This is a genomic window from Sinomonas atrocyanea, assembly GCF_001577305.1.
Taxonomy (GTDB): domain Bacteria; phylum Actinomycetota; class Actinomycetes; order Actinomycetales; family Micrococcaceae; genus Sinomonas; species Sinomonas atrocyanea.
On the sequence record NZ_CP014518.1, the window covers coordinates 3,937,246 to 3,958,451 of the forward strand.

The following is a 21,206-nucleotide window of genomic DNA, read 5'->3' on the forward strand; positions in this document are numbered from 1 at the left end:
CACCGGCGCCGGGGGCCGATTCTCCCAACCGACGCACGAGCAGGAGCCACCGTGGCGAACAATCCAGCCAGAACCCCGGGCGACACCCAGCCCCCGCAGAGGAAGTCAGCGGCCAAAGTCGCCGGCCTGGCCGTCGCGGCGGCAGTGGGCGGCTTCCTCTTCGGATTCGACTCCTCCGTGGTCAACGGAGCGGTCGACTCGATCCAGGCCGCATTCGGCCTCTCGCACGCGGTGACCGGGCTCGCCGTCGCGATCGCGCTCATCGGGTGCGCCATCGGCGCGTGGCTCGCCGGCAGCCTCGCCGACCGCTACGGCCGCATCCCGGCGATGAAGCTCGGCGCGCTGCTGTTCCTCGTGAGCGCGATCGGCGCCGGGTTCGCCGTGGGCCTCTGGGACCTCATCCTGTGGCGGCTCGTCGGCGGGCTGGGGATCGGCCTCGCCTCCGTCGTGGCCCCGGCCTACATCGCCGAGATCTCCCCGCGCCGTGTCCGCGGGCGCCTCGCGTCCTTCCAGCAGCTCGCCATCACCCTCGGCATCTTCGCCGCCCTCCTCAGCGACGCGGCACTGGCCTCATTCGCCGGCGGCGCGAGCCACGCGCTCTTCTTCGGCGTCGAGGCGTGGCGCTGGATGTTCATCGCCGGCGCCATCCCCGCGGCCGTGTACGGGTGGATCGCCTTCACCCTCCCCGAGTCCCCCCGCTTCCTCGTCCTCAAGGGGGACGAGGCCGGCGCCCGGCGCGTCTTCGAGACCACGGCGCCCTTCGAGAGCATCGACCGGGCCCTGAAGGAGATCCACGAGGCGATCGAGGCGGACAAGCTCTCCGAGCGCAAGGGCGCGCTGCGCGGCACCGCCTTCGGCCTCAAGCCCGTCCTGTGGATCGGCATCGCCCTGTCCGTGTTCCAGCAGTTCGTGGGCATCAACGTGATCTTCTACTACTCGACCACGCTGTGGAAGTCGGTCGGCTTCGGCGAGGAGTTCTCGCTCCAGATCTCCGTGATCACCTCGGTGACCAACGTCCTCGTCACCCTCATCGCGATCGCCCTCGTCGACAGGGTGGGGCGCAAGCCGATCCTGCTCGTGGGGTCGGCCGGCATGGCCGTGTCCCTCGCCGCCATGGCCGTGGCGTTCTCGACGGCGACCCTCGTCAACGGCGAGCCGTCCCTCAGCGGTGTGTGGGGGCCGATCGCGCTCGTCGCGGCGAACGTCTTCGTGGTGTGCTTCGGCGCCTCGTGGGGTCCGGTGGTGTGGGTCCTGCTCGGCGAGATCTTCCCGCCGTCCATCCGCGCCCGCGGACTGGGCATCGCGGCGGCGGCCCAGTGGATCGCGAACTTCCTGATCACGGTCTCGTTCCCGCCGATGGCGGCCTGGTCGCTGACCCTCACGTACGGGATGTACGCCGCGTTCGCGGCGCTCTCGTTCGTGTTCGTGCTCGCGAAGGTCCCGGAGACCAACGGGATGTCCCTCGAGCAGGCCGAGACGCTGTTCGTCCGCCCCGCCAAGGGCGCCCCGAAGGGGGCCCAGCACTAGGGGACGGACCCGCGGGGGCGGCCACCCGGCGTCGTGCGCCGGCCACCCCCGCCCGGCCCGTCAGGCGCCGATCAGGCGCAGCGCTGCTGCGTGATGCCGAAGGGGACGCTCTCGTCGAGGGCGACCCGGTACTCCCCCGCCGCCTCGCGGGTAACGAGGATGCCGCAGCAGGGGTGGGCGACCGCGTGCTGCTGGAGGGTGCCGATGGCGCTGCTGAGCGCGGAGTCGAGCTCGCGTGCGGAGTCGACGTGGACGGTCAGCGACCGGTGGGCGTGATTGCCGTGGAACATGGGATCTCCTGGCCAAAGGGTGGAACGAGAGGATCTTAGAGCGATCCGGTTTGACTGGACAAAACGGAGATTTTCTGCACCCGTGTCCGGTCACGCGACATCTGTCGCACGTCTGCTGTGATCATCCAGACACTCTGTATGGTCAGGACCACATCTGGTGCGCGGTAGGCTGGAAAGGCCCTGTTGCAGGGGTCACATTTGAAGCCATTACTGCGAAGGTCTGCGCATTATGACAACGCCCAATCCGTCGAGGCACCCGTCGGGCTCAGCGTCGAGCCACTCCGTGGAGCCGCATCTCTCCCGCGGCCTCTCCAACCGCCACATCCAGCTCCTGGCCATCGGCGGCGCCATCGGCACCGGCCTGTTCATGGGCTCCGGCAAGACGATCTCGGTCGCCGGCCCCTCGGTGATCTTCGTCTACATGATCATCGGCTTCATGCTCTTCTTCGTCATGCGCGCCATGGGCGAGCTGCTGCTGAGCAACCTCAACTACAAGTCCTTCTCCGACTTCGCCGGGGACCTCCTCGGGCCGTGGGCCGGCTTCTTCACCGGCTGGACCTACTGGTTCTGCTGGGTCGTCACCGGAGTGGCCGACGTCGTCGCGATCGCCGGCTACGCCAACGAGCTCTGGCCCGGCATCCCGCTGTGGATCCCCGGGATCGCCACGATCCTGATCCTGCTGGCCCTCAACCTGCCCACCGTGAAGGCCTTCGGCGAGGTCGAGTTCTGGTTCGCGCTCATCAAGATCGTCGCGATCCTGGCCCTCATCGTCACCGGCCTGTACATGATCTTCACCGGCTTCTCCTCCAACGCCGGCACCGCCTCCTTCGCGAACCTGTGGCAGTTCGGCGGGTTCTTCCCCAAGGAGTTCATGGGCTTCGTGGCGGGCTTCCAGATCGCCGTGTTCGCGTTCGTCGGAATCGAGCTGGTGGGCACCGCCGCCGCCGAGACCAAGAGCCCCGAGCACAACCTGCCCCGCGCCATCAACGCCATCCCCGTCCGCGTGGGCCTGTTCTACGTCGGCGCGCTCGTGATCCTCATGGCCGTCACCCCGTGGACGGAGTTCAAGGCCGGCCACTCGCCGTTCATCGGCATGTTCTCCCTCGCCGGGCTCGGTGCCGCGGCGACCCTGGTCAACCTCGTGGTCCTCACCTCGGCCATGTCGAGCGCCAACTCCGGCATCTACTCGACCTCGCGCATGGTGTTCGGCCTCGCGGTCGAGGGCGACGCCCCGAAGGCCTTCGGCAAGCTCTCCTCGCGCAAGGTCCCGCAGAACGCGCTGTTCCTCTCGTGCGTGCTGCTGCTCTCCGGCGTAGTGCTGCTCTACTCGGGCAAGAGCATCGGCGCGGCCTTCGACATGGTCACGACCGTCTCCGCCGTGTGCTTCATGTTCGTGTGGTCGATCATCCTGGCCAGCTACCTCGTCTTCCTCAAGCGCCGCCCCGAGCTCCACGCGGCCTCGACGTACAAGATGCCCGGTGGCCGCGCGATGATCTGGGTCGTCTACGCCTTCTTCGCCTTCCTCGTCTGGGCGCTGACCACCCAGCTGGACACGCTCATGGCCCTGCTCGTGACGCCCATCTGGTTCGTGGTCCTGTTCGCCGCCTGGCAGTTCGTGAAGAAGTCCCCGGTCCACCAGGCCCGGATCGCGAACCACCAGGAGACCCTGCGCGAAGAGGCCAGGGTCACGGCCTAACCCCCACCCCGTTTCGGGTACACATCTCGTCGCGTTATCACGCTTCCGGGTACGCATCTCGTCGCGGTTTCCCGGTTGCGGGTACGCACGACGGCGGGTGGCCGGCTCACGCGAGCCGGCCACCCGCCGTCGTGGTTAAGGCCGCCCGACCCCCGCTACGCTGGGCGCATGAGCCGCTATGCCCCGCACACCACGCCCGCACTCGAGCCGGCCGAAGCGGAGGCGCTCGGCAGGGCGCTCGCGGCGAAGGACGTCTCGCTGTTCGTCGACGGGACCGCGCACCGGCTCACCGGCCCCGTGGACGAGGCGGTGCGCGACCTGCTCGCGCGGATGGCCCGCGGCGAGGCCGTCACGGTCAGCAGCGCGGAGGAGGTGCTGACCGTCGCCCAGGCCGCCGAGCTCGCGGGCATCAGCCACTCGTACGTGCGCAAGCTGACCGATGCGGGGACCTGGCCCGTGCAGTACCGAGGAACGCACCGGCGCATCCGCCGTGAGGACGTGCTCGCCTGGGTCTCGGCGCAGAAGAAGGGCGCAGGGATCTGACCCCGCATCCCCCAAGACCTGACCCCGCGTCGGGAGGGGGGCCGCGTCAGATGCGCGGGCGCCCCGCCCACCGCCTGGCCTTGATCGCCAGGTGCAGCTCCTGGCGCACCCGGCCCGACAGCGGCTCGGCCCGGATCACCTTCCGCACCCGGGCGAGCCGGTGGTACACGGTGGAGCGGTGCACATGGAGCCGGTCGGCCACGGCCTGGACCGCGCCGTCGGAGTCGTAGAGCATCTCGAGCACGGGCAGGAGCTCTCCGTTGCGGTCCTCTGCCTCGAGTGCGGCGAAGAACACACTCGTCGGCTCGGCCGCGAGGGCCCCATGAGCTGGTATGCGCCGACGGAGCGCACGTCGACGAGCTCGCCCAGCTCGGGGTCCACCGCGGCGGCCTGCGCCGCCACCTTGGCCTGCGTGTACGCGGCGCCGAGGTCCCGCAGCGCGGTGAAGGGCTCGGAGATGCCCACGAGCACGCGGCCGGCGGGGCGCCCCGAGCGCTTGGCGAGCTCGCGCTCGTAGTGGGTGAGGACGGCGGCGTGGCTCGCCCGCGCGGTGGTGCCCGCGAAGAGCGCCACGGCGTGCGTCTCGGTCCCGGCGGTGAAGAGGGCCGGGTCGATGCCGGCCGTGGCCTGCATCGCGGCGGTGCTGGTGGCGACGACGGCGGCCTGCGGGTCCCGCGGGGTGACGCCGTCGGGATCCAGCAGCACCACGACCTGCCAAGGGGCGTGCCCGTGCACCTCGCGCCACCCGGCGATCGCGGCGAGCGCGGACTTGTCCCCGGCGGCCGCGGCGAGGAACTCGGCCTCGCGGCGGCGGCGGTGCTCGGACTCGGCGGTGTTGGACTCGAGGAGGAGCTGGCCGATGAGGTCGAGCTCGAGCCGGATGCCGGGCAGGGCGGCGAGGACGTCGGCGGAGCTCTCCTCGTCCGCCCCCTGCTGCACCCACAGGTACCCGACCCGGAACCCGCGCACGAGCAGGGGGACGCACACGCGCCCGTACATGCCGAGCTCGGCGTTGGCGGGGACGGTGACGGGGCGGACGGCGGTGGCGATCCCGTGCGAGAGCTGCCAGGCCTGCACGTCGGGCGGGAGCCGCTTGGAGAGCAGGAAGTTCACCCGCACAGGGTCCGCCTGTGCCTGGTTGGACGAGTATGCGATCAGCAGCCCGTCGAGGTCCTCCACGCTGAGCCCCCGGCCCAGCTTGGCCGCCGCCGCTTCCACCAGATCTTCGACGCCGTGCCGCATACGCCACAGCTTACGTCCATCCGCTAGCCACGCGGAGACAAGTGACGCCCCATCCTACGACAGCTGTCGCATCCCGAGCGGCGAGATCCGCGGAATGACGCGGATCTCCGAGGAGGCGGCCTTCCGGCCCATGTAACGCGGTTCACAACCGGACCTACGCTGGAGACACCACCGAAAGCTCCCCGCCACCGGGGAACCCCCAGGGCCCACCGGCCCCGCCGAACACAATGGAGACGAAAGTGATCATCGGAGTCCCCAAGGAGATCAAGAACAACGAGTTCCGCGTGGCCATCACGGCAGCGGGCGTGCACGAGTTCGCGTCGCACGGCCACACGGTACTCATCGAGCGCGGCGCCGGCGTGGCCTCCGGCATCACCGACGACGAGTACCACGTGGCCGGCGCCGAGCTCGTCACGGACGCCGCGGACGTCTGGGCCCGCGCCGACATGGTCATGAAGGTCAAGGAGCCGATCGCCTCGGAGTACCGGCACTTCCGCAAGGGCCTGATCCTGTTCACGTACCTCCACCTCGCCGCCGAGCCGGAGCTCACCCGCGCCCTGCTCGACGCCGGCGTCACCGCGATCGCCTACGAGACGGTGCAGGACGGCCGCAGCCTGCCGCTGCTGGCCCCGATGTCCGAGGTGGCCGGGCGCCTCTCCGTCCAGGTGGGCGCGCAGGCCCTCACGGCTCCGACCGGCGGGAAGGGCATCCTGCTCGGCGGCGTCCCGGGGGTGCGCCCGGCGAAGGTCGTGGTGCTGGGCGCCGGCGTGGCCGGCACCAACGCCGCGGTCGTCGCGATGGGCCTCGGCGCGGACGTGACCATCCTCGACATCAACATCGCGCGCCTCACCGAGTTGGACGCCCTCTACGGCGGCCGCCTGAAGACGGTCGCGTCGAACAAGTACGAGATCGAGAAGTCCCTCGTCGAGGCGGACCTCGTGGTCGGCTCGGTCCTGATCCCGGGGGCGAAGGCCCCCAAGCTGGTGCCCAACGAGCTGGTGGCCCGGATGAAGCCCGGCAGCGTGCTCGTGGACATCGCGATCGACCAGGGCGGCTGCTTCGAGGACTCGCACCCGACCACGCACCAGGACCCGACGTTCCGTGTGCACAACTCGATCTTCTACTGCGTGGCCAACATGCCGGGCGCTGTGCCGAACACCTCGACCTACGCGCTCACCAACGTGACGCTGCGGTACGGGATCCTGCTCGCCGACCTCGGCGTGAGGGCCGCCCTCGAGAAGGACGCGGTCCTCGCCGGGGGCCTGAATGTGGCCGCGGGCCAGGTCACGCACCGCTCGGTGTCCGAGGCCCTCGGCCTGCCGCTGGTCGCCGACTGGCGCGAGGCCGTCGCCGCCTAGCGGTCCACTGCGCCGCCCGGAAGCCGGGCGGAACCGACGCACGACGCCGAGCCGGTCACCTGGGGGGACCGGCCCGGCGTCGTGCGTCTGCGCGTCAGCGCCGGGTCAGGGCGATCAGCCCAGCTGGCGCAGCCATGCCACGCGCTGCGCGGCAAGCGCGTCCCACGGGCGGCCGAAGCCCCAGGTGTCCCCGGCGCGGGTCGTGGCGAACACCCACAGCAGCAGGGCGAAGACCACGTGCTCGTCGACGAAGGGGTTGTTCTGGGTGGGCATCGCCGAGACCCAGAGGAGCGCGAAGAGGAGCGTCCCGGCGGCGGCCGCGGCGCGGAGCCCGATGCCCAGCATGAGCGCCGCGCCGATGAGGAGCATGCCGCCCATGAAGGCCCAGTCCACCCAGGCCTGCCCGGCCAGCGGCGCCAGGATCCCGGCGGGGCCGTGGAGGCTCGCGAGGTAGCCGGCCGTCGGGGAGACACCGGCGAGCCAGGACTTGGCGGCCGCGGTCGAGATGCCCAGGCCGAACACCTTGTCGACCACGTCCCACACGAGCATGAAGCCGAGGAGGATGCGCAGGACGGCGAGGAGGCGGGCCGCCGAGGCGGGTGCGGCCGGGGCCGCGGGGGCCGGGGCCGCCTCGGGGCGGACGGGGGCGATCGGGGAAGTGGTGGTGGTCATGGTTCTTTCCTTGGGGTTGGGGTGGTGCTGGGCTTGCTGGGGTGGCTTCAGGGACCTCAGGCGAGGGAGGCGGAGGCGCCCGCCTCGGCGTAGGTGCTGTGGCGGAGGGCGTCCGCGAGTTCGTCGACGCCGTGCTCGCGCAGGACCTCGTAGTGGTCGCCGGCGAGGGGGACGATCACCGGCTCGCGCAGCGCGAAGTCGGGCGCCGACTCGATGAAGGAGTAGTCGTCTCCGGCGGCCTTGAAGATCGTGATCTCGGCAGCGAGGCGGCGCGAGGCAAGCTCGTCGAACGTGTAGTCGAACTGGTAGGTCTTCACGACGATGTCGACGATCCTGCCGATCGTGGCGGCGTCGAGCGCCCGCAGGCGGCCGCCGATGAACGCCGTGAAGGACTCGCGGGAGTGCGTCGCGGCGAGGCATTCGTCGATGTCGGGGCCGCTGCTGGTGCCCATGAACACCGAGCACAGGACCGTGACGAACGCCGGGTCGTCGAACGCGGCGCTCCGCCCGCTGCCCTCGCCGTGGGCCGCGCGGAGGCCCGGGTTCCCGGGGCAGATGAGCATGAGGTGGTCGACCGTCTCGCCGGCCTGTTCGAGCTGCCACGCGGCCTCGAACGCCACCCGGGCGCCGAAGGAGTATCCCCACAGCGTGTAGGGCCCCTCGGGCTGGAGCGCACGCATCTCGGTGATGTCGGCCGCGGCCATCTCGGCGATGGTGCCGAGCGGGCGTTCGCCGGCGTTGATGCCCTGGCTCTGGATTCCGTAGACGGGACGCATGGGGACTGCCGTGGCCGCGAGGGCGCGGAGGTTCATGGGGTAGCCGCCGAGGCCGGGCCAGCAGTAGATGGGCCGCTGGGACGTCGCGTTGCCCAGCGAGATGAAGCGCGAGGTCGACCCGACGGGGCCGTGGCCCTCCTCGATCCTCAGCGCGAGGTCGGCGAAGCGCGGTGTGTCGATGAGGGTCCGCAGCGGCAGCTGGACGCCGAAGACCTTCGCGATCCGCGCGATGAGGGTCACCGACATCAGGGAGTTGCCGCCCACGGCGAAGAACTCGTCCTCGGTGGAGACGTCGTCGTACCTGAGCAGCTCGCCCCACTCGCTCGCGAGCCGCTTCTCGGTGGGAGTGGCCGGCGGCACGAAGCGCGCCTGGGAGTGGGCGGCCGCGACCTTCTCGGACGCGGCGAGGGCCTTGGCATCGATCTTGCCGTTCGGGGTGAGCGGCAGCTCGTCGAAGACGACCGTCTTGTGCGGCACCATGTAGTCGGGCAGGATCTGCGAGAGCTCCTCCTTGATCAGCTCTGCGGGGCCCTGCATGTGCACCGAGTCCTCGTACATCCCCTCGGTCTCGATCTGCCATGGGGAGACCTTCCCGCCGAGGAAGAAGTAGGACGGACCCGACTCGAGGCCCGCGCCCGTGAGGATGTCGGTGATGCGGCGGGAGGTCGGCAGCGGGTTGCCGGACTTCGAGCTGTAGCCGGAGGACATGAAGCCGAGGCCGGCTCCCACCCCGTTGCGCTGGGCCCGGTGCAGGGCGCATCCCATGGTGATGTAGTCGAGCCAGGTCTCCCGGGCCCGGCTGAGGATGCTGATGCCGAAGCTGGAACGGCCGAACGTGCGCTGGTTGATGGCGATCACATGCTTGGGCTGGATGACCTCGTCCGCGACCCGCTCGAGGCCGCCGTCGCGCCAGGCGTAGGTTCCGGCGCGCAGGCCGGCGATCTTCGGACCCGGGACATTGACCACGAGCTCTGCGTCCGTGAGGTGGTTCTCGGTCCCCTCGATGATGGCGAAGGTGCCGAGGTAGTGGTCTTCCTCGGCGACCCGGCAGCGGCTGCGATGGGCGCTCTCGAAGGCGTAGGGCGCCACGGTCTGCCCCGATGCGGCCAGGGCGTCCTGGAGCGCGCCGAGGAGGTGGCCGGCCTCGAACTCGAGCACCTCGAGGATGTTGTTCCTGTAGACCGACTCGATGGCGCCGTGGCGTCCGATCAGGTGGATCTGCACCGCGGGGCCGCCCGCGGGCCGGCCGGGACCGATGAGGCGCAGGGCGTGCTCGAGGGGGTGGTAGTAGTACAGCCCGTCGGGGACGCCGGCCATGCCCGCGAGGTCGAGGTAGGCCTGGACGGCATAGAGGGCCCCCGGGGAGGCGTACGAGTACTTCGGCAGCAGCCGCTCCTCGCTCGTGAACTGGCCGATCCAGGCGAGGGCCCGGCCCAGCTGCTCGAGCGGGGCGCCGATGCGGGCGGCCTGTTCCCCAGAGTCCGCCTTCGCCGGAATGGCCAGCATGGTGCGGAGGAATTCCTCGAGTTCGGCCCGCGAGGTCTGGCCGCCATCGAAGAAACGGTAGGACTTCCGGGCGAAGACTTCCGCCCGGACCTGGGCCGGCACGTCCTTTCCGGGAAGGGGAAAGAATGCCCCGGAATTCCCCGCGGCGCATTCCCCCTCATGGCCTCGGGGGAATTCAGTGCGGATTCCCGGGTCGGAGAGCTGGGCCTTGACCTGAAGCTTGTTCGTCTTCGACTGGTGGTGGCCCCCATGGTTTCCCTGGTCCATGAGCGTGGCCTCATGCGGGTTCATTTCCACACAGGCCACCAATTCCGGGTTCGATGTGCGCTCATTCTGGGAGACGATGACTCCGGCACGGCGCACCCACGGGTGCTGCTCGATAGTCAGGGCGATTTCCTCGAGCTCCACCCGGTACCCGCGGAGCTTGATCTGGTTGTCGATGCGGCCCATGAACTGGAGGGTCCCGTCGGCATTCCGCCGGGCCAGGTCGCCGGTGCGATAGAGGACCGCGCCGCCGTCGGACGCGGTCCGGAACCGTTCCGCCGTCTGGTCTGGGTTGCCGATGTATCCGCGCGCCACCTGGACACCGCTGAGGTAGAGCTCGCCGACCTCGCCCTCGGCGACGGGCGCCATGGCGCTGTCCAGGAGATGGCAGTCGGCCCCCGCGACCGGCCGGCCGATGGGGATGACGGTCTCGCCGCGCCGCAGGTCCTCGGGCCCCACGGCGTGGCTGAGTGCGTTGATGGTGCATTCGCTGGGGCCGTAGAGGTTGGTCAGCCGGCACCAGGGCAGCGCCTCGAGGAACTGGCCGGCGAGCTGGGCCGAGAGCGCCTCGCCGCCCGAGTAGACGTGGGTGAGGGAGGAGCACACCTCGAATCCCTCGGCGTCCAGGAGGGCCTGGAGGAGGGTGGGCACGCACTGGAGGGCCGTGACGGAATGCCTGCCGATCAGCTCGACGATGGCATAGGGGTTCCGGTGGATCTCCGGCACGCCCATCACCACGGTGGCGCCCACGGCGGGGGCGAGGATCTCCCATTGGGCCGCGTCGAAGCTGGTCGGGGTCTTCTGGAGGATGCGGACGCCGGGGCGCAGGTGGCCCTCGAGTGCGAGCCAGTCCAGCTGGGCCACGATGCTGCGGTGCTCGATCATGACGCCCTTGGGGCGCCCGGTGCTCCCTGAGGTGTAGATCAGGTAGGCTAGGGCGGCGGCGTCCCCGCCGTCGTGCGGCGCGGGGGCGTCATGACGGCCAGCCAGATCGGGACCAGGGGTGATGACCCGGACCTCGTGGGGTGCGATGTCCCTGATCCGGGAGGCGAGATGGGCCTCGGCCAGGATGGCCTTCGCCCCACTGTGCTCGAGCATGTAGCGCAGCCGCTCGTCGGGGTAGTCGGCTGCGAGGGGAAGGTAGGCGGCGGACGCGTGCAGGGCCCCCCAGATGAACAGGGGGAGGTCCACGCCCGGTTCGGCGAAGATGCCCACGATGTCCCCGGCTTCGACCCCGGATTCTGCCAGGAGCCCGGCGAGGCGCCGTGAGCGGTTCCCGAGCTGGTCGAAGGTGAGGGACTCATCGCCGGCGATCACGGCCTCCGCCTCGGGATGTGCACGCGTGGCCGCGAGGAGCATCTCGGGGAGGGTGGCGGGGCGGCGGGCCGAGGAGGGGCGGGAAGGAGCTGGGGTGGACGCGGCAGGCATGGGGGGACTCCCGTCGAGAGGGTTCGCAGAGGACTACGGACTTCGGTGGGCGGGGCTCGGAAGTGCCCGGGGCAGTCGGGGTGGCCGCGGCTGGACCGAGACGATCGAGCCGACGATCACGAGAGCGCCCAGGGCTTGGATCGGGGTGAAGGCCTCACCCCTGAAGAGGAAACCGAGAACCGCGGCGGTCAGCGGACTGGCAAAAGCGAGAAATGACACCGCAATGGTCGGGAGCGCTTCTATGCTCTTGAACCAGATCCAATATGTGAGGGCGGCACCGACAATTCCCAGGTAGGAGAATCCGAGGAGATTCTCCGCGGTGAAAGTCTGCGGCAGGCCTTCGCCCACCACGAGCATCGGCGCCAAGAAGAGTCCACCGAAGGTAAGTTGCCAGCCGGTGAACGCGAGATTTCCCATGGTGGGCGGTTTTCCCCATTTCTTGGTCAGGACAATTCCCGCAGCCATGCAGGCCGCGGCCCCCAGTCCTGCCACGACACCCACTGCGTCCAGCTGCGCACTGGAGGTGAGGACCAGCAGGGAAATTCCGACCGCCACGGAACCGCACGCCGCCGCATGGGCCGCCCTGATGCCCTGCTTCAGGACCACGCCGTTGAGCAGCAGGACGAGCATCGGCTGCGCGCAGAGCACCAGCGCGGCCACGCCACCCGGGAGACGGTAGGCGGCGACGAAGAGGAGGTAGAAGAACGCGCCGACGTTGAGCACCCCGAGGGCCGCGGTCTTCGCCCGGAACCCTCGCGGCAGCCGTGCCCGCGTCAGGGCGACGAGCATCAGGCCGGCCGGCAGCGCGCGCATCACGGAGGCGAGGAGCGGCCGGTCGGGCGGCAGCAGCTCCGCGGTGACGAGGTAGGTGCTGCCCCATACGGCCGGGGCGAGTGCGGCGGTGGCCGGAGCGAGAGCAGGGGACTTCATGACGGCACCCAGGCGAGACGGCACGGCGCATCCTTAAACTGTTCGATATCGAACTATTTGACACAGAAACCCTATGGTAGACTCGCTGATCCACCAAACTGGGCACCTCCGCACCCGGTGCCAGGACGGTGGCAGCGACAGGGGAGGGACCATGGAGGATGCGGTCGAGGCCTACATGCGCCAGTGGCAGCGCGAACGGCCGGACCTCGACACCGGAGCGATGGGTGTCATCGCGCGGCTGAGCCGGGCCGGCAAGCTCATCACCGCCAGCATCCGCGGCAACTTCGCCGGAAGCGATCTGGAGCCGTGGGAGTTCGATGTCCTGGCCACGCTGCGGCGCGCGGGCGCCCCCTACACGCTCACGCCCAAGAGCCTCGCGGGCACGAGCATGGTGGGGGGCGCGGCGATGACGCACCGGGTCGACAAGCTCCTCCGGCGCGGCCTCGTCAGCCGGGAAGTCGATCCCGCGAACCGCCGCCAGCTCCTGGTGACCCTGACGCCGGAGGGCCTCGCGCTGGTGGATCGGCTGATCGTGGACCACATCGAGGGCGCCGAGCGGTTCCTCCACGGCCTCGACCCGTCGGAGGTCCACGCGCTGGACACGATCCTGCAGAAGCTCCTGCTCGCACGCGGCGACACCGCACCCCTGGACCAGGACTGACACGATGGGCGGACCGAGGAACCCGCTCGCGGCAGTCGTGCGGGCCGCACTGCCCGCCGGCATCGCCGTCGGCGCCTCCACAGTCCGCCCCGCCTCACCGTCCGAGCCGCCGCAGCGGGGACAGCACCGCGCCGGGCGCGAGGCCGCGGCCGCAGCGCTCTGCGCGGCGGGAGTCCCGACTGAGCAGCCACTCCCCCGCACGGCCACGGGATCGGCGGCATGGCCCGCGGGCACCACGGGGAGCATCTCCCACACCGACAGGATCGCGCTGGCCGTCGCCGCCGCCTCGGAGGGCTTCCGGCGCCTCGGCGTCGACCTCGAGGAGGCCGCCGCCCTGCCGGAGGGAGTGCTCGAACTGGTCAGCTCGGACCGCCAGCTCGCAGGCCTGGCCGGGGTGCGCGCGGCGGGCGGCGGGCTGCCGCTGGACCTCGTGGTCTTCTCGGCGAAGGAGGCGGCCGCCAAGGCCCTCGGCGGCCCGGAAGCCGGTCCCCCCAGCCTGCGGGACATCGACGTGACCCTCGTCGCGGAGCACTGGACCGCGGGACGATTCGTGGCCCGCGGCCCGCACGGGCAGGTGCTCGGGGGCCGGTACCTCGAGGCAGCCGGCCACGTCGTCACCGCCTGCTGGCAGGACGCCAGCGGAGAGGGCCCGGCGTGACCGAGACCACTCCGGATCCGGAAATGGTCAGCCCCTGAAAGTTGTTGACGCATCACAGAAGCCCCGCGGCCCAGCGGGGACCGTCCTATCCCAAGGAGCCCCCATGGCAGAGATCCTCACCCTCGTCGGCAGCCTCCGCACCGAGTCCGTCAACAGCAAGTTCGCCCAGGTCGCCGCCGCCTCCGCCCCGGAGGGCGCCGCGGTGACCACCTTCGAGGGCCTCGAGGAGATCCCCTTCTACAACGAGGACCTCGACGTCGAGGGCAAGGTTCCCGCCAAGGCGGCCGAGCTCCGCGCCGCCGTCGCCGCCGCAGACGGCCTCCTCCTCGTCACCCCCGAGTACAACGGGACTATGCCCGCGGTCATCAACAACGCGATCGACTGGATCTCCCGGCCCTTCGGCGCCTCCTCTGCGACCGGCACGAAGGCCGCCGTGATCGGCACCTCCGCCGGCCAGTACGGCGGCGTCTGGGCGCATGACGACGTGCGCAAGTCGCTCAAGGTCGCCGGCGCCGAGGTCGTCGAGGACGCCACGCTCGCGATCGGCGCCTCCTACTCGCGCTTCGCCGAGGTCGAGCCTCAGGACGATGCCGAGGTCGTCGAGGGCATCGCCAAGGTCGTCGCCGCCCTTGCCGGGACCACGGGGGCCACCGCCCCGGCCGAGCTCGCCGAGGCCGCCGCCCGCTGATCCCGCCCGCCCGCTGATTCCGCCCCGTCTGGGGGTCAGCTTCTGAGGGTCATGTTCTGGAGGTCACATGAGGTGACTCCCAGAACATGACCCTCAGAAGGCTTAAGGGGGCACAAAGCCCGTAGCCCGCCGCGCCCCGGCCCTCCTACGCTTCCGCCATGGGGCACGACGGCGGGACTCACCTGAGCTTCTTCGGCGCCACCGACTCGGTCACGGGCTCCCGCTACCTCCTCGAGCACGGGGGCCGGCGGATCCTCGTGGACTGCGGGCTGTTCCAGGGCTACAAGAAGCTCCGCGAGCGCAACCGCGCCCCGCTGCCGGTGCGGCCGGCGTTGGTCGACGCCGTGGTCCTCACCCACGCCCACCTCGACCATTCCGGCTACATCCCGGCCCTGGTCAAGCGCGGGTTCCGCGGCCCCGTCTACGCGACCCCCGGCACCACGGACCTGTGCACGCTCCTGCTGCCGGACAGCGGCCACCTCCAGGAGGAGGAGGCCGAGACCGCGCGGGCCCGCGGGTCGTCGCGGCACAGCACGCCGCAGCCCCTCTACACGGCGCGGGACGCCGTCGAATCGCTCGGCAGCTTCAGCCCCCAGCCGTTCCGCGAGCCCCTCGACCTCGGCGCGGGAATCGAGGCCCGCTTCGTCCCGGCGGGGCACATCCTCGGCGCCGCCCAGGTCCACTTCCGCCTCGAGGACGGCCGCCCGGCCGGGACCACCCTGCATTTCACGGGCGACCTGGGCCGCGACGACGATCCGCTCATGAACCCGCCCGAGCCCCTCGAACCCACCGACGTGCTCGTCACCGAGTCCACGTACGGCGACCGCGCGCACCCCCGCGACGACCCGACCGAGGCACTGGGCGAGGTGGTGCGCCGGGTGGCGAAGCGCAACGGGGTGGTGGTCATCGCCGCCTTCGCCGTGGGCCGCGCCGAGACCCTCATGCTGCACCTGGCCCGCCTGCGCCGACGGGACCGGATCCCGGACATCCCGGTGTACCTCAACAGCCCCATGGCGGTGGACGCCACCGAGCTCTACCGCAAGTACCCCGAGGAGCACCGCATCAGCGAGCGGGAGTTCCGCGAGATGTACGCCCTGCCCCAGCTGATCCGCGACCCGGACGCGTCGCGGGCGCTGAACCTGCGCGGCGGCCCGATGGCGGTCATCTCCGCGTCCGGGATGCTCACCGGCGGCCGGGTCCTGCACCACGTCGAGGCCTACGGGCCGGATCCGCGCAATGCGATCGTGCTCAGCGGCTACCAGGCCGGCGGCACCCGCGGCGCCCTCCTCCTCGACGGAGCCACGAGCCTGCGCATCTACGGCCGCGACGTCCCGATCCGCGCCGAGGTGGTCAGCCTCGACAACCTCTCGGCGCACGCCGACGCCGACGCGATCCTGCGCTGGATGGGCACCTGCCCGAAGCAGCCGCGGATGGTCTACGTGACCCACGGGGAGATCGGGGCCTCGGACACGCTGCGCCGGCGGATCCAGCATGAGCTCGGCTGGCACGCCCGCGTCCCCGAGCACCTCGAGCGGGTGGACCTCGCCGCCGCCCGCTGATCCGCCGAATCCACGAGGAGGATGCCATGAAGCCCATCCGACCGGTCCTGGGCACCGCCGCCCTGGCGGCGCTGCTCACGCTCACCGCCTGCTTCGGCCCGCCGTCCCCGGCGCCGTCCCCCTCGTCGCCGTCCGCGAGCACGACGGCGAGCAGCACGCCCGCCTCCTCCTCGCCCACCGCCTCGGCGAGCACGACGGCGAGCGGCAGCCCCGCGCCGTCGTCCTCCGCTCCCTCGTCCCCGGCACAGACGACCCCGCCCGCCGCGCCGAGCCAGCCCACGGTGGCCCCGGCCCCGCCCGCCTCCTCGGCGCCGGCCGCGGGCGGCCAGCTCCCCGAGCAGACCGCTCCCCTGACCATCTACTACATCGCCATCGAGGACGGTGGCGTGTCCGGGCCGAGCGTCGGGTGCGGCGACTCCGCCGTGGCCACCTACACGGAGCCCGTGACGTTCCGCGACCAGGTCGGGCCGAGCCTGACACGGCTGTTCGCCAACCGCAGCCGCGAGGTGGGCCAGTCCGGGCTCGTCAACGTGCTCTATCAGTCCACCCTGAAGTACCTGGGGGGATCGTTCGACGGCACGACGATCACCGTCTACCTCTCGGGCTCGTTCTTCCTGGGCGGGGTGTGCGACATCCCGCGGGCCGAGGCGCAGATCAACCTCACCGCAATCGCGGCCGCAGGGGCCAAGCGGGCCGCGGTGTTCGTCAACGGGCGACCGATGGCGGATGTGCTGAGCCTCAAGTAACGGCGGCACACCTGTGCCCGGACACCGTCGCCATCGGCGCGCTGCGGGCCTACGCTGGAGGTGGGGCCGGAAGCGCACCCGCTGCCCGCGGGGCACGGTCCCGTTTCGCGAACCGAGGCGGAAGACATGGCTGGATTCGAGCCTGACGACGACGAGCGCGTGCACACCGAGGCACCGGCCGAGGGCGACACCGAGGTCGACGGCACGGGGATCCGCGCCCATTCCGAGGACGCGGCGGAGGGGCCTGACGAGGACTGAGGGGCCTGAGCGCGTCCAGTACTGTGGGCGCATGGAGTTCGCGTACGAGGTCGAGGTGCTCCACCTCCTCGTCTCGCCCGCGCACGCCTACTTCGGCCGGGCACGTGACGGCGCCGCCGACGTGCCGTCGGAGGATGCCGAGCACATCGAGGTCGTGGCCGGCAAGGGGATTGTGGGCGACCGGTTCTTCGGCAAGGCAGCCCACATGGACGCCGCCCTGACCATCCTGGCCGTCGAGGGACTCGAGGCGATGGCCGCCGAACTGGGCGTGGCGCCCTTCGATCCGCTCCTCACCCGCCGGAATGTGATCCTGCGCGGCGCGGAGCTGCCGCCCCTCCTGGGCGCCGACTTCGCGCTCCGCCAGGGTGGGGCCGCGGTGCAGCTTCACGCTGGCCGGCAGGCGCACCCGTGCGCCTGGATGGACCGCATGCTCGCCCCCGGGGCGCACGCCGCCATGCGGGGACGCGGCGGCATCCGCTGCCGGCCCATCAGCGGCGGGACCCTGCGCCGCGGTCCGGCGACGCTGCTCAGCCCCGTGGAGCTCGTCCCCGCCGCGGCGGGGACGGCGCGGGTCCTGCGCCCGTCACGACTGCCCTAGCCGGGCTCACCGTCCCGCTGCGACCACGCGGGCCAGGTTGGCCAGGCCCTTCTCGAAGTCCTTGCCCACCATGCTGTCGACCTTCATGAGCTTCGCGACGACGCCCGCGACACCCCTGTTCTCGCCCTTCATCACCCACGTCACCCGGGTGCCCCCGCGGTCCGGCTCGAAGGTGAAGCCGGTGGGGTTGACCGCCTTGAACGGCTTGACGAAGACCAGCCGGAGCCGGATGCTCCGGGGCTCCTCGGCCTCGAGGATCTGCATGGTGCCGGCACCGGCCCTGCGGTTCCCGCGCCAGGAGTACTGTGCCCCCGTCCCGGCGGCGGGTCCGCTGAAGGTCCGCTCCATCGCAGGATCGAGCGCCTCCCACGGCGACCAGTCCGCCCACTTGTGGAAGTCCACGACATGCGGGTAGACGGCCTCGGGCGGGGCGGGGATGAAGGCGCTGCGGGAGATCGTGTAGGCGGCCATGGAGCCATGCTAGGCGGCGCGCCCGCCGTCGCGGCAGAGGTCGCGGCACAGTGTCCCGGCGCGTCCGCGCCGGGGGAATCCGTCTCCGGGCGCCCGTCCGAGGACGGAGCGGCCCGAGGGCGGGGCTAGCGCCTGCCGCTGCGCGAGCGGCCGAGGATGTACCCGATCAGCGCCAGGATGAGCAGGATGATGCCCACCCAGAGCAGGAAGTTCACGGCCTTCACGAACCCGCCGACGAACAGCAGGATGATGGCGATGATGCCCACGATCACCAGAAGAGTGTTCATGCGGCGGAATTTCCCTGAATCACGCTGGATGAAACACTCCGGACAGCCGCGGCACCTGCGGCGGCTGCGGCGCACACCGCATCGGCACGGCGTGCCGTGGTCGGGTGGCTGCCCCGCTGTGTGGGGTCCAGCGCTTCCGGCCCGGGTGGGTGTGGGGTTCCGGCGGTGTGGGTTTCTGGTTGGGGTGGTGTCAGGCGGCCATCTTGCGGCGCATGCGGTCCAGGAGCCGGCGCAGCAGGCGCGAGACCTGCATCTGGGACACCCCGAGCTCGGCGGCGATCTCAGACTGGCTCATCTCGTCCACGAACCGCAGCTTCACCAGCAGCCGGTCCTGCTCGCTCGCACCCTCCAGCGCGCACGCGACCATCTGCCGCAGCTCCACCTGCTCGAACCCCGCCTCGACCACCGGCACCAGGTGCGCCGTGCGCTCCCCCTCGCCCTCGCCCGAGGAATCCAGCGGCTCGATCGCCGCCGCGCTCATCGCCGCATCCACCGAGCGGGCCTCGGCCACCTGCTCCGGGCTGGCCCCCGTCGCCTCCCCCAGCTCCGCCAGGGACGGCTCCCGGCCCAGCTCCTGCACCAGCCGGCCACGGGCCTCCTTGACCCCCAGCCGCAGCTCCTGCAGCGACCGCGGCGGGCGCACCACCCAGGACTGGTCCCGCAGATAGCGCTTGATCGTCCCGGAAATCGTGGGCACCGCGAACTGCACGAACCCGTGCCCGGCACCCTCCCGGTACCGCTGCGCCGCCATCACCAGCCCCATCCGGGCCACCTGCCGGATGTCCTCGAAGTCATGCCCGGGCACCCGGTGCCGCCGCGCCAGCGCATCCGCCAAACCCAGATGCTCCACCACCAGCGCCCCCGCGCCACCGGACGAGGCACCCTCGCGGCCCCCGGCCGCATCCTCGCGGGCAGCCCCCTCAGGCGCACGTCCCGCGGCGGGCTCGCCCGCCAGGCCCCCGGCCAGGACCGCCAGGGGACTCCTCGACTCCATCACAGCTGACTCACTCACAGCGACCTACCCTCCTCTGCACCGCCCAGCGGCGGTGCCCGGCGTTGATGCTGGCTACCTCGAAGTCTTCAACGAGACAGACCTGTCTGTTCCGCCGAGAAGAGTTATATAGGTAGACAGACCTGTCTGTCCAGCGTGCTACCATCGATGGCATGGACGGTCGAGAAAACGGCCGGGCCCCTGAGGCCGCGGCACGCAAACCTGCCCGCGAGCGGATCCTTGAGACCGCCTACGGGCTCTTCGCCAAGCGCGGCGTCAGAGACGTCGGAATCGACGAGATCATCGCGAGATCGGGTGTCGCCAAGGCGACGTTCTACCGGCACTTCCCCTCGAAGGAAGCCCTCGTGCTCGCCTACATGGACCGCTGGTACCAGGTGCGGCACGACGCCATCGAGGAGGCCATCGCCCACGCGCACAACCCCGACGACGGCCTGCTCGCCGCGTTCACGGTGCTGGACGACTGGTTCAGCCGCGGCGCCGCCGAGGTCAACACATTCCTGCACGTGATGATCGAATTCGGGGCCGAGCACGCCCTCGGCCGAGCGGCCATGGCCCACCTCGCGGCCATCCGCGAGCCCCTTGCGGCCCTCGCCGAGGCGGCCGGGCTCGAGGACCCCGCAGGGTTCGCCTGGTCGTTCCACATCCTCACCGAGGGCGCCATGGTCGCCTCCATCGAGGGGGACCAGCGCGCGGCGCTCCGGGCCCGCAGCCTGGCGCGTGTGCTCATCGACCTGCACCGGCCGGACCGGCGGCCCACCGCCGCGCGGCCCGTGGCAACGACGGGCCCCGCGGCCGCGCGAAACAAGGCTGGCGGCAGAGACTCCGCGAAAGCGCGCGAGGTCGGGGAGTCCGCACGCGCGCGGGAACTCGACGACGCCCGCCACTAGGCCCCTCAAGCCCCCGGCAGCTCTCATAGTGCAGGCTGCGCCCAGCCCCTCGGGGTCTGGGCGCAGCCTGCTGCTGCGTGGGCCGCGCGTGGCGTGTGCGGGCTACTGAGCGCGCCGCGAGTCCGGGGGCACGGGTCCGCCCGGAGGGAATGGCTGACCCGGGGCTGGCCGCCCCGGGGACGGGAGATCCGGCTCCGGCGCGCCGTCAGGGTCGAACGGCGGGAACGTGTCGGGCCCGGGGTCCGGCGGAATGCTCGGCCCGGGCGGGACACCGGGCTCCGGCGGGCGGTGCGGAGGCGCGGGCTCGGGGGGCATCGTCTCGAGGACGGGCGCGCTGGAGCAGAGCACCGAGCTGTCCGCGACAGCGCTCACCTCTACGGCACAGACGGTGGAATCGATGGTCTTCATCCACACCTCCTTCCCCGTGCGGCCGCCCTCACACAGTCTGGATTCGGAACGCATGCCTCCGGGCGATGTTTGACCGGCGGGGTGCATGGGAAACGGGAGGGCATGCGGCGCGGGGAGCACTCCCCGCAGCCCGCGGCAAGGACCGGAGGGAGGGGGCATCCCAGCCCCTTCTCGCTTCCCAGAAGGAGAAAGCCATGGGTATCGGAGACAAGTTCGAGAACAAGGCCGAAGAGCTCAAGGGCAAGGCCAAGGAAGGCGCCGGCGAGGCCACGGACAACCCGGACCTCGAGGCCGAGGGCAAGGGCGATCAGGCGAAGGCCGGCGTCAAGCAGGCCGGCGAGCACATCAAGGACGCCGCCAAGGACATCACCGGCCACTGAGGCCGCCCCTCGCCGAACGATTCACCCGCGGACCGGTCTGACCTGATCGGTCCCGAGCACCACGAGTCCACCTGAGAAGGAGCTAATCCATGGGCATCATCGCGTTCCTCATCCTCGGCCTGATCGCCGGGGCGATCGCGAAGGCCATCCTCCCCGGCCGCCAGGGCGGGGGCATCCTCATCACCATGCTCTTGGGAGTTGTGGGTGCCCTCCTCGGAGGCTGGATCGGAAGCGCGATCTTCGGCGTCGGGCTCGCGAACTTCTGGAGCCTGCAGACGTGGATCGTTTCGATTATCGGCTCGCTCATCGTCCTCGGCATCTACGGCGCCGTGGTGCGCCGACGTGCCTGAGGCCCAGTAGC

General features: G+C 71.1%; 21 protein-coding genes and 1 pseudogene. 14 read left to right on the top strand and 8 right to left on the bottom strand.

All coding sequences use genetic code 11. From position 1 onward, the window contains the following. The first annotated feature begins 51 nt into the window (after positions 1-51). Positions 52-1,527, top strand: coding sequence for a sugar porter family MFS transporter (locus SA2016_RS18070; RefSeq protein WP_084249627.1), 1,476 nt, complete (start codon positions 52-54; stop codon positions 1,525-1,527). A 71-nt stretch (positions 1,528-1,598) separates the two neighbouring features. Here SA2016_RS18070 and SA2016_RS18075 read toward each other — a convergent pair whose 3' ends face one another. Continuing rightward, the gene (locus SA2016_RS18075; protein ID WP_066500831.1) at positions 1,599-1,817 is read right to left on the bottom strand and encodes a hypothetical protein; all 219 of its coding nucleotides are present in this window, start codon (positions 1,815-1,817) and stop codon (positions 1,599-1,601) included. 229 nt (positions 1,818-2,046) lie between these two features. Here SA2016_RS18075 and SA2016_RS18080 point away from each other — a divergent pair, with 229 nt between their 5' ends. Together SA2016_RS18080 and SA2016_RS18085 are read left to right on the top strand one after the other, a co-directional pair. After that, the gene (locus SA2016_RS18080; RefSeq protein WP_066500834.1) at positions 2,047-3,513 is read left to right on the top strand and encodes an amino acid permease; all 1,467 of its coding nucleotides are present in this window, start codon (positions 2,047-2,049) and stop codon (positions 3,511-3,513) included. Between the two features lie 168 nt (positions 3,514-3,681). After that, on the top strand, positions 3,682-4,056 hold the full coding sequence (locus SA2016_RS18085; protein ID WP_066500836.1) for a helix-turn-helix domain-containing protein: 375 nt from the start codon (positions 3,682-3,684) through the stop codon (positions 4,054-4,056). A gap of 46 nt (positions 4,057-4,102) precedes the next feature. On the opposite strand, the pseudogene SA2016_RS18090 reads toward SA2016_RS18085, so the two are convergent. Then, positions 4,103-5,298: pseudogene (locus tag SA2016_RS18090) on the bottom strand (PucR family transcriptional regulator). Between the two features lie 239 nt (positions 5,299-5,537). Between SA2016_RS18090 and ald the strand changes: the two are divergent. After that, positions 5,538-6,656 carry an alanine dehydrogenase gene (ald, locus tag SA2016_RS18095; protein ID WP_066500839.1) on the top strand — a complete coding sequence of 373 codons (1,119 nt, stop codon included), beginning with the start codon at positions 5,538-5,540 and terminating at the stop codon, positions 6,654-6,656. Positions 6,657-6,770: 114 nt separating this feature from the next. On the opposite strand, the gene SA2016_RS18100 is transcribed toward ald, so the two are convergent. From SA2016_RS18100 to SA2016_RS18110, 3 genes are read right to left on the bottom strand one after another with little or no spacing between them, the layout of a single operon-like run. After that, positions 6,771-7,328, bottom strand: a complete 558-nt coding sequence (locus SA2016_RS18100; protein ID WP_066500841.1) for a hypothetical protein — start codon at positions 7,326-7,328, stop codon at positions 6,771-6,773. A 56-nt stretch (positions 7,329-7,384) separates the two neighbouring features. Beyond that, on the bottom strand, positions 7,385-11,302 hold the full coding sequence (locus tag SA2016_RS18105; protein WP_066500842.1) for a non-ribosomal peptide synthetase family protein: 3,918 nt from the start codon (positions 11,300-11,302) through the stop codon (positions 7,385-7,387). 33 nt (positions 11,303-11,335) lie between these two features. Beyond that, on the bottom strand, positions 11,336-12,256 hold the full coding sequence (locus SA2016_RS18110) for an EamA family transporter (RefSeq protein ID WP_229710800.1): 921 nt from the start codon (positions 12,254-12,256) through the stop codon (positions 11,336-11,338). A gap of 127 nt (positions 12,257-12,383) precedes the next feature. On the opposite strand from SA2016_RS18110, the gene SA2016_RS18115 reads away from it, so the two are divergent. The 7 genes from SA2016_RS18115 to SA2016_RS18140 all read left to right on the top strand — a co-directional run bounded on the left by SA2016_RS18115 (position 12,384) and on the right by SA2016_RS18140 (position 17,400). Next, positions 12,384-12,893 carry a MarR family winged helix-turn-helix transcriptional regulator gene (locus SA2016_RS18115; RefSeq protein ID WP_066500846.1) on the top strand — a complete coding sequence of 170 codons (510 nt, stop codon included), beginning with the start codon at positions 12,384-12,386 and terminating at the stop codon, positions 12,891-12,893. Between the two features lie 4 nt (positions 12,894-12,897). Continuing rightward, positions 12,898-13,551 carry a 4'-phosphopantetheinyl transferase family protein gene (locus SA2016_RS18120; protein ID WP_066500847.1) on the top strand — a complete coding sequence of 218 codons (654 nt, stop codon included), beginning with the start codon at positions 12,898-12,900 and terminating at the stop codon, positions 13,549-13,551. 103 nt (positions 13,552-13,654) lie between these two features. Next, entirely contained in the window at positions 13,655-14,239 is a 585-nt protein-coding gene (locus SA2016_RS18125; RefSeq protein ID WP_066500851.1) for an NADPH-dependent FMN reductase, read from the top strand. A 158-nt stretch (positions 14,240-14,397) separates the two neighbouring features. Continuing rightward, positions 14,398-15,798 carry an MBL fold metallo-hydrolase RNA specificity domain-containing protein gene (locus SA2016_RS18130; RefSeq protein WP_066500853.1) on the top strand — a complete coding sequence of 467 codons (1,401 nt, stop codon included), beginning with the start codon at positions 14,398-14,400 and terminating at the stop codon, positions 15,796-15,798. A gap of 26 nt (positions 15,799-15,824) precedes the next feature. Further along, the gene (locus tag SA2016_RS22355; protein WP_244932826.1) at positions 15,825-16,544 is read left to right on the top strand and encodes a hypothetical protein; all 720 of its coding nucleotides are present in this window, start codon (positions 15,825-15,827) and stop codon (positions 16,542-16,544) included. Positions 16,545-16,670: 126 nt separating this feature from the next. Continuing rightward, positions 16,671-16,802, top strand: coding sequence for a hypothetical protein (locus SA2016_RS22360; protein ID WP_257125791.1), 132 nt, complete (start codon positions 16,671-16,673; stop codon positions 16,800-16,802). Positions 16,803-16,833: 31 nt separating this feature from the next. Beyond that, positions 16,834-17,400, top strand: coding sequence for an MOSC domain-containing protein (locus tag SA2016_RS18140; protein ID WP_066500855.1), 567 nt, complete (start codon positions 16,834-16,836; stop codon positions 17,398-17,400). Positions 17,401-17,406: 6 nt separating this feature from the next. Here SA2016_RS18140 and SA2016_RS18145 read toward each other — a convergent pair whose 3' ends face one another. The 3 genes from SA2016_RS18145 to SA2016_RS18150 all read right to left on the bottom strand — a co-directional run bounded on the left by SA2016_RS18145 (position 17,407) and on the right by SA2016_RS18150 (position 19,170). Next, positions 17,407-17,871, bottom strand: coding sequence for an SRPBCC family protein (locus tag SA2016_RS18145; RefSeq protein WP_066500858.1), 465 nt, complete (start codon positions 17,869-17,871; stop codon positions 17,407-17,409). A 125-nt stretch (positions 17,872-17,996) separates the two neighbouring features. Continuing rightward, positions 17,997-18,158, bottom strand: a complete 162-nt coding sequence (locus SA2016_RS21840; protein ID WP_169803085.1) for a hypothetical protein — start codon at positions 18,156-18,158, stop codon at positions 17,997-17,999. Positions 18,159-18,348: 190 nt separating this feature from the next. After that, positions 18,349-19,170, bottom strand: a complete 822-nt coding sequence (locus tag SA2016_RS18150; RefSeq protein WP_157089148.1) for a sigma-70 family RNA polymerase sigma factor — start codon at positions 19,168-19,170, stop codon at positions 18,349-18,351. 152 nt (positions 19,171-19,322) lie between these two features. Between SA2016_RS18150 and SA2016_RS18155 the strand changes: the two genes are divergently transcribed. The 3 genes from SA2016_RS18155 (at position 19,323) to SA2016_RS18165 (ending at position 21,195) form a co-directional block, all read left to right on the top strand. Beyond that, positions 19,323-20,057 carry a TetR/AcrR family transcriptional regulator gene (locus SA2016_RS18155; protein ID WP_084249628.1) on the top strand — a complete coding sequence of 245 codons (735 nt, stop codon included), beginning with the start codon at positions 19,323-19,325 and terminating at the stop codon, positions 20,055-20,057. 602 nt (positions 20,058-20,659) lie between these two features. Then, positions 20,660-20,845, top strand: coding sequence for a CsbD family protein (locus SA2016_RS18160; RefSeq protein WP_066500864.1), 186 nt, complete (start codon positions 20,660-20,662; stop codon positions 20,843-20,845). Positions 20,846-20,934: 89 nt separating this feature from the next. Further along, on the top strand, positions 20,935-21,195 hold the full coding sequence (locus SA2016_RS18165) for a GlsB/YeaQ/YmgE family stress response membrane protein (protein WP_066500865.1): 261 nt from the start codon (positions 20,935-20,937) through the stop codon (positions 21,193-21,195). The last annotated feature ends 11 nt before the right edge of the window (positions 21,196-21,206 follow it).

What these genes read in the sequence shown, in the direction of transcription:
- SA2016_RS18080 (WP_066500834.1), top strand. Translation starts at nt 2,047, where the DNA reads ATGACAACGCCCAATCCGTCGAGGCACCCGTCGGGCTCAGCGTCGAGC.
- SA2016_RS18105 (WP_066500842.1), bottom strand. Translation starts at nt 11,302, where the DNA reads ATGCCTGCCGCGTCCACCCCAGCTCCTTCCCGCCCCTCCTCGGCCCGC.
- SA2016_RS18120 (WP_066500847.1), top strand. Translation starts at nt 12,898, where the DNA reads ATGGGCGGACCGAGGAACCCGCTCGCGGCAGTCGTGCGGGCCGCACTG.
- SA2016_RS22360 (WP_257125791.1), top strand. Translation starts at nt 16,671, where the DNA reads ATGGCTGGATTCGAGCCTGACGACGACGAGCGCGTGCACACCGAGGCA.
- SA2016_RS18085 (WP_066500836.1), top strand. Translation starts at nt 3,682, where the DNA reads ATGAGCCGCTATGCCCCGCACACCACGCCCGCACTCGAGCCGGCCGAA.
- SA2016_RS18140 (WP_066500855.1), top strand. Translation starts at nt 16,834, where the DNA reads ATGGAGTTCGCGTACGAGGTCGAGGTGCTCCACCTCCTCGTCTCGCCC.
- SA2016_RS22355 (WP_244932826.1), top strand. Translation starts at nt 15,825, where the DNA reads ATGAAGCCCATCCGACCGGTCCTGGGCACCGCCGCCCTGGCGGCGCTG.
- SA2016_RS18130 (WP_066500853.1), top strand. Translation starts at nt 14,398, where the DNA reads ATGGGGCACGACGGCGGGACTCACCTGAGCTTCTTCGGCGCCACCGAC.
- SA2016_RS18125 (WP_066500851.1), top strand. Translation starts at nt 13,655, where the DNA reads ATGGCAGAGATCCTCACCCTCGTCGGCAGCCTCCGCACCGAGTCCGTC.
- SA2016_RS18155 (WP_084249628.1), top strand. Translation starts at nt 19,323, where the DNA reads ATGGACGGTCGAGAAAACGGCCGGGCCCCTGAGGCCGCGGCACGCAAA.
- SA2016_RS18145 (WP_066500858.1), bottom strand. Translation starts at nt 17,871, where the DNA reads ATGGCCGCCTACACGATCTCCCGCAGCGCCTTCATCCCCGCCCCGCCC.
- SA2016_RS18165 (WP_066500865.1), top strand. Translation starts at nt 20,935, where the DNA reads ATGGGCATCATCGCGTTCCTCATCCTCGGCCTGATCGCCGGGGCGATC.
- SA2016_RS18115 (WP_066500846.1), top strand. Translation starts at nt 12,384, where the DNA reads ATGGAGGATGCGGTCGAGGCCTACATGCGCCAGTGGCAGCGCGAACGG.
- SA2016_RS18100 (WP_066500841.1), bottom strand. Translation starts at nt 7,328, where the DNA reads ATGACCACCACCACTTCCCCGATCGCCCCCGTCCGCCCCGAGGCGGCC.
- SA2016_RS18075 (WP_066500831.1), bottom strand. Translation starts at nt 1,817, where the DNA reads ATGTTCCACGGCAATCACGCCCACCGGTCGCTGACCGTCCACGTCGAC.
- SA2016_RS21840 (WP_169803085.1), bottom strand. Translation starts at nt 18,158, where the DNA reads ATGAACACTCTTCTGGTGATCGTGGGCATCATCGCCATCATCCTGCTG.
- SA2016_RS18160 (WP_066500864.1), top strand. Translation starts at nt 20,660, where the DNA reads ATGGGTATCGGAGACAAGTTCGAGAACAAGGCCGAAGAGCTCAAGGGC.